We start from the raw sequence: 6,060 nt of genomic DNA, 5'->3' as shown, positions 1-6,060 counted from the left end.
CCGGTTGTTGGGGGTGGAGTAGGCGTACTGGTTGTTCGCCACGGCCACGATCAAGGGGAGCTTTTCCACGGCGGCCAGGTTCAGGCCCTCGTGGAAGGCCCCGGTGGAGGTGCCCCCGTCGCCGATGGCGCTGGCTCCGACGGCATCTCCCAACCGCCCTTGCAAGCGGCGGGACATGAGCATGCCAGCGACCACGCTGACCATGGAGCCAAGGTGGGAAATCATGGCGGGCAGGCCCTCCTTGGGGCGACCGCGGTGAATGTTGCCATCCCGTCCCCGCATGGGACCAAGGGCGGAGCCAAGGTAAGTGCGGGTCGCGTCGAGCATCGGCTCGCCGAAGGCCAGTTTCCCGGCCTGATCACGAATCAGCCCGGCGAAGATGTCGCGGCCTTTGGAAAGCTGGAGACCCAGAGCCACGCTGAAGGCTTCCTGGCCTTTCCCCAAGTAAACGCCGCCTACGATGCGGCCGCCGGCACGGTAGAGACTGGCAAGTTTTTCTTCCAACACCCGGGCGGCTGTCATGTGTTGGAGGGCCGCTAGAAACGAGGCTTTCCATGCCTCTGCGGAAGGAGCGAGTTCAACACTGAGTGATGTAGTCACAGGTCGAATGGTTTGGAGTGCTGAAACAATGACACATGAGGGCGCGGATGGGAAGTCCTCAATTGTTCAAGATCTATCAAGTTTTGGCTTTTGCACGCGTCATCCTGACTCAGAATGTGAAAAGTCCGAATGAGTTCAATCTCAACGGTGAAATCTCACTGCGCGGGCAGAGGCCGAAGCAGGGGATGAGGTTTGCTCATCAGCCCCTAAAGTTCCCGCCCGCCCGTGACAACGACGAACCCGCCCCGCCCAGAACTGGGACAAGGCGGGCACCTGAAAACGCTGTCAATTTAGAGTTTGGTGTAGCCGACGGACTCGCAAGGCATGTCCCAGAGCTTTTTCAGCTCAGCGTCCAGCTTGGTGATGCTGAACGAGACGCCAGCCATTTCCTGGCAGGTGACGATGCTGTCCACGATGGTCTGATGGATCTTCAATCCGCGTGCTTCCAGTAGCGGGCGAGCCTCCTTCAGGAGGATGAGCAGCTCCATCATGTGGGTGGAGCCAAGGCTGTTCACAAAGAAGACGATCTCGTCACCGGGGTTAAGGGGCAGGTCATCACCGAAGATGATGTCCAGCATCTTGGGGGCGAGTTCCTTGGCGGTGCACATGGGGATCAGGGCGACGCCTTTTTCCCCGTGGATGCCCATGCCGAGTCCGATCACATCGTCGGCAAGCTCAAACGTCGGCAGCCCGGTGGCCGGAATGGAGCCCGGTTTCGTGGAGACACCGACCGAGCGGGTGTGGTCATTGGCCTTTTGGGCCAGGCGAGCGAGTTCGTCCAGAGTGTCCACCGTGGCTGCGGCTGCGCTGGCCAGTTTGACAATTGGGACGAGGCCAGCCACGCCGCGGCGGTTGTTCTTCTGATCGATGGGGGCCGAGGCGACGTCGTCGTTGATGATGACGGTTCTGACCTCAATCCCTTCTTCTGCGGCCAGCTCCGCGCCGATGTCGAAGTTCATGACATCGCCCGCGTAGTTGCCGTAGAGGTAAAGCACCCCTTTGCCACGATTTACAGCCTGGGTGGCTTCCAGCACGATGTCCGGCGGCGGGGCGGCGAAGATGTCACCAATGGCGGCGCCGTCTGCCATGCCCTTGCCCACAAGGCCGTGGTAGATCGGCTCATGCCCCGCGCCGCCGCCGATGAGAAGGGCGGGCGCATCGGGACGCAGATCATTCATCACGATCGAGCGGGTTCCCACCTTGCGGGCCTTGCCGTCATAGGCGAGCACGAGTCCTTCAAAAAGGTCGTCGGCACACTTCAGGGGATCGTTGATGATTTTTTTGGCAGGATTCGGGTTCATGAGAGGAGGAAGGGGAAAGGGAGCGGTTGCTGGAGAAAACGGAAGGCGAGTTTTGCGGAGGGCAGCCCACTGGTCAACTAGGAAGCGAGCGCGAGCCGCATAGTCGTTGAGCCTGTGCCCACGGATCCTGTCAGGTGGCTCTTCTGGAACGGCGAAAAAAAGCCCGCTCGCGCAGGAGTCATGCGCGGGCGGGCTGGGTACTCTCTCGATCAACTCAACATTTCACACAACAACATCTGCACTTCGCTCGTCGCGGATGCACTGGTGGTATGAGCGCAAATTTTTTTCAATCCCTCGCCTCTTCGGGGAAAATTGCTTCCGAGGGCGGGATTAGACAGAACAGGGGCCCCTGACCGCGGAATGCCAAGAGCCCCTGCGCTGCATCCAACAGCTTCGCTCGGAGTTCGGCTTGCGCCTTATTTCCTAACGATGCTTCACGTTAGTTAAGAAGTTTCAATAATGCAAGTACAAATTGCGAAAGTTCTTATATTATTGCGACTCCGCAATTATCTGGAAAGAGCAGTTCCGTAAACTGGAAAACCCACCATTCCTCCAATTGGAAGAATGGCGGGCCGTTGTGTGCTGCAACTAACCCAACATCCACTCGGAAATTGAGCTGTTTGTTCCATGCCATTCATGTGACGGGTTTGCAACACGATTGGAGACCGTCCGCAAATATGGTTATCTAATTTGAAGTGCCAGCTGGGCGTGCTGAGGGGAAGGATCGGACAAGGGCAATTTTTGTCCTTGCCCTATTCACCACATCCTCACTAGAAAGGGGCATGAGTTGGACCGCTGATTCGATCTTGGGAGTGTGGGATGGCTGTTGCAGGAAGTTCAGCTTTCCCAGTCTGGGCAACCGCCAGATACAACAGGCGGCCAGTCGCCTGTTCCTGTTCCGGTCTGAGAACGACTGGGCCATGACGATCGAGGTTTTTGGGTTCTCACCCCGCTCGGGCGAGCCGGAGATTCAGGTATTCTCCTCTGGCAGCCGACTGATCAATCGCCCGGGGCAGGAAGATTTTTTCAATGACCATGCCTGGGAACAGCATCGGGCGAGCCATCCTCATGACGAGTCCCGTTTTGTCTTTCCGATCGAAAGCGGGAGTTGGCAGGAGGGTGAGCAGGTCGCGGCCGGTGCCGGGGAGGTGGTGGTTCGCGGCAATTACACCAATCTGCCTTCGCGGAACGAGTATGAGGAGGCGGAGATACCGCTGGCGGATCCTGACCGCATACAGGTCTATGAACTGTGCCGCTATCTGGCGGCGACTCAGCGCGAACGGGTGCTCTGTACCCCGGAAGAGCTGGTGGTGAATCTTCCCGCCGAGTTGAAACTGGTCCTCAAGCTGGATGAGTGGCACCATCCCGTTCTCTCGAACGGGGAGACTGCCAGTTCCACGGAGACGTTTCGTCAGCTGGCGGCGGTGCTGGCCACCGGGGACTTGTCGGTGTACCATCCCCAGGAACCGCCCAATACTCATTGGAAAAACGGTGAGGCAGCGCATGGTAGAGCTCTATGCTGAGCCAGATGAATACCCACGGGCCGACTCCCTTGAGATATACACTCCCTCTGGGGGTGTGGACTTTCTGCACCTCTGTGGTCACGTTGCTGGCCAGCCTTGGTCTGACTGCCTGGGTCGTGTTCTTCGGCGTTCAAGGCTTTCTTGCCACTGACAAAGGGCAGACGGATCTCCTCAGCATGCTCCGCTTCATCGGGCTGACAGCGGCAGTGGGACTCCCTGGCCTTTGGATGTGCCTGGGATACATTCAGGCCACTTGGCCAGATGGTCGGATCTCGCGAGGGCGTTGGTTTTGGGGGCTCTCCGGCGGCTATCACCTGGCCGCCATGATCATGGTACACAGTGTGTGTCGAGGCAGCGTCGTGTTGAAGTCAGGAATCGAATTTCCGCCAATCCCTTTTTGGATGCTGAGCCTGGCCGCGGCTATTGTTTCAATTTGGCTGGCCCTCGGATTCTGGAAGTCGTCAGCGGTTGTGTCGAATCAGCCCTAAGCGGAAATTCACCGCCATTTCATCGTTCCTTCAAACTTCCTGCACACAGGGGTGGGAGGCTGTTCCGCAAGACAGCAACCCCACTTTGTTGAGAGGAGCCGAACGATGAACTTCAGCCACTGGATCAATCACTTCCGGAACAATCAATCCCATCGGACGGAGCCTGACTGGTTTGCTCCTGTCACAGTGGACAAGAAGCTGTCACCGCGTCGGTTCGCGCACTTGATCCGATCGCTACAGCAGTTCCAATTGGGAGACGGCGGCGGACCTGCCTATCTGATCGCCTACGATCGCTCGGAGGTGTTGGAGGGGCAGGGGAACATCAAGGAACTGGTGGACCTGTGGTTCAAGGAAGAGGAAGAGCATTCCCGGCTCCTTGGCTGGGCTCTGCGGCGGTTCGGAGCACCGGAGATTAAATCCCATTGGAGCTTCTCACTCTTTTGCGGCCTGAGGAAATGGCTGGGCGTCCAGTTCGAGTTGTACGCGTTGTTGCTGACAGAGATCGTCAGCCACCAGTATTACCGCCTGTTGCGTCGCCATTGCGATGACGTGGCCATCCGGGGCATGTGCGATTTGATCAACCGGGACGAGGCGGGGCACATTGCGTTTCATCGTGCTCGACTCGCCAGTGAAGGCGCGCGGCATGATCGGAGTTATGGCAGAATCTGGGAGGTCTGTTTCCGTTTACGAGGACTGGCCGCAGGAACCGTGCTGTGGATGAATCACCGGAGTGCACTGATTGGTATGGGGGCCACGGACAGAGCCTTTTATCGCGGTATCTGGCGCGGCATGGACCGGTTCGTCAAAGGGGTTCGTGCGGACCTGGCCTGGGAAAAGACTTCATACGCCCTTCCACGAAAGAGCGACCAGCGCTCCACCGAGAAGGAGGTACCAAGGGAGGTCCCACCAGATCTCGAACCCGGAATCGATCTGTTGAGTGCTGGCATGTGTAAAAGAGGCTAGCGAAAACTCGCGGGCATGCGAATGGATACAAGGCTGCGATCTGCATGTCCTTCGGGTTCCTGAGTCCAAGAACAATGAATTCGGCGCTGATGAATGGTGGCGCTGTGTTGCATCTGATCCCAAACTCCACCTTGATTAGTCACCTGATTTGCCATCACGGATGGATCGTCCCACGGCACCAACATTTCGATTAGAATGACCCCGCGTGAGCAACTTCTGCAGCAACTCTGGTCCGACATCAATGCGGCAATGGAGGAACGCTGGATTGATGGCTGCATCAGACACTCGGAGCAACATCCCGATGCTCCGTTTGCCGACACCGGAGCTGCGCTGCAACGTCTTCTTGCCCTTGGGGCAGACCGACGTGATCTGGCATTGCTTTGGCGGCAGGCGTCTTACGAGACGGCGTTTGGCACTCTCTATCTCATGGGAGACACCGGCATTGATCTCGCCGATTTTCGAGGCTTGCACGAGTCCATTTTGTCCGCCGACCCTTCTGGTCTCGAGGGGCGTCCGGGATCTGCGCCCCGAAAGAAACTGGACCCTCTTCTGGAGCTGGAACGAACGCTTTCCGAGGCGGGAATTCAGGTGTGTGTGCTCGACGTCTATCCGTCCGCTAGCAAGGTGAGGCTTTACGGCGAGCCTCCCCAGCTTGAGTCCGCCCGTCTCTATTTCGCGGCGCAGCATCCGCCCATGACGGTCATTACGACCCTCGGCGCGAAGTGGCAGGCGATCCTGGGATCCCAGCCGCCTGAGGAGAATGGCTGACAGATGGCTTGGGGGCGGACCTCACGTCGCTTGACTCCCAAAGGCGATCAGCCCCAGACCGAGAGCGATGAACCAGGGGATATCCCACCAGATCTCGAACGCGGAATCGATCTTTGCCGACTCCGGGGTACCGGGGAGGTAGCGCACCGGCACCTGTGATCCCACGGGGTACTTCTCCCAGTTGCGGCCGAACTTCGATTCAAACTCGACGCGGGGCCCTGGATCCGGTTTGAACTGCACCACCGGAAATCGGCGGCCACGCGTCACGGTGTGGCGACGGTAGGCCTTGACCGTGCCGATGGTGGTCACGGAGCGGCGGTAATAGGAAATCAGCTGGCAGGCCTGGATCACTCCCCAAAGGAGAAAAAACAGACCTGCCCAGGTGGCAATGATGGATAGTGGGGGCACCAATGTTTG

Annotated in this window: 6 protein-coding genes; 3 read left to right on the top strand and 3 right to left on the bottom strand. The window is 58.4% G+C overall.

Annotated elements, in window-relative coordinates; genetic code table 11:
- Both BV106_RS24675 and BV106_RS24670 read right to left on the bottom strand, forming a co-directional pair.
- The coding region (locus tag BV106_RS24675; protein ID WP_265596043.1) for a thiamine pyrophosphate-dependent enzyme at window positions 1-600 on the bottom strand (600 nt) is incomplete at its 3' end.
- A 290-nt stretch (window positions 601-890) separates the two neighbouring features.
- Window positions 891-1,901 (bottom strand): dihydroxyacetone kinase subunit DhaK, encoded by a 1,011-nt coding sequence (locus BV106_RS24670; RefSeq protein WP_038169128.1) that lies wholly within the window; start codon window positions 1,899-1,901, stop codon window positions 891-893.
- A 782-nt stretch (window positions 1,902-2,683) separates the two neighbouring features.
- Here BV106_RS24670 and BV106_RS24665 point away from each other — a divergent pair.
- The 3 genes from BV106_RS24665 (at window position 2,684) to BV106_RS24650 (ending at window position 5,643) form a co-directional block, all read left to right on the top strand.
- Window positions 2,684-3,424, top strand: a complete 741-nt coding sequence (locus tag BV106_RS24665) for a hypothetical protein (protein ID WP_038169127.1) — start codon at window positions 2,684-2,686, stop codon at window positions 3,422-3,424.
- Between the two features lie 593 nt (window positions 3,425-4,017).
- Window positions 4,018-4,875 carry a hypothetical protein gene (locus BV106_RS36205; RefSeq protein ID WP_051946290.1) on the top strand — a complete coding sequence of 286 codons (858 nt, stop codon included), beginning with the start codon at window positions 4,018-4,020 and terminating at the stop codon, window positions 4,873-4,875.
- Between the two features lie 195 nt (window positions 4,876-5,070).
- Window positions 5,071-5,643: a hypothetical protein gene (locus BV106_RS24650; protein WP_038169125.1), complete on the top strand. Its 573-nt coding sequence runs from the start codon at window positions 5,071-5,073 to the stop codon at window positions 5,641-5,643.
- Between the two features lie 21 nt (window positions 5,644-5,664).
- Here BV106_RS24650 and BV106_RS36200 read toward each other — a convergent pair whose 3' ends face one another.
- On the bottom strand, window positions 5,665-6,051 hold the full coding sequence (locus tag BV106_RS36200) for a DUF3592 domain-containing protein (protein WP_265596042.1): 387 nt from the start codon (window positions 6,049-6,051) through the stop codon (window positions 5,665-5,667).
- Window positions 6,052-6,060 lie beyond the last annotated feature (9 nt).

It is taken from the genome of Verrucomicrobium sp. BvORR106, assembly GCF_000739655.1.
GTDB lineage: Bacteria > Verrucomicrobiota > Verrucomicrobiia > Verrucomicrobiales > Verrucomicrobiaceae > Verrucomicrobium.
The sequence above is the reverse complement of the archived record's forward strand: the minus strand, read 5'-3'. Positions and strand labels throughout refer to the sequence as shown.